We start from the raw sequence: 204 nt of genomic DNA, 5'->3' as shown, positions 1-204 counted from the left end.
AGGGAGATGCCGCTCTGGCCCTGGGCCTGCGCCGCCTTGGCGTACTTCTCGTACACGTCCATCACCCGCCTGGCCGCCGGCGAGAGCTTGTTCGGGTTCTTCTTCGCCCAGTCCGAGAACTGCTTGAACTCATCCGTCGCGGACTTCCCGTCGAAGTCCCCCACGCCCCGGCGGATGGCGTCCATCATCTGCCGCCCGCTCACG

General features: G+C 67.2%; 1 protein-coding gene. It reads right to left on the bottom strand.

Translation table 11 applies throughout. The annotated features are described in order from the left end of the window. Positions 1-188: hypothetical protein (locus tag KM800_RS15375; RefSeq protein WP_217813855.1), on the bottom strand; the 188-nt coding region annotated here is incomplete at its 3' end. Positions 189-204: the final 16 nt, after the last annotated feature.

This window comes from Clostridium tyrobutyricum, from assembly GCF_019144085.1.
Lineage (GTDB): Bacteria > Bacillota > Clostridia > Clostridiales > Clostridiaceae > Clostridium_B > Clostridium_B tyrobutyricum_A.
Note: the sequence above shows the minus strand (reverse complement) of the source record. Positions and strands in the feature narration are given on the sequence as shown.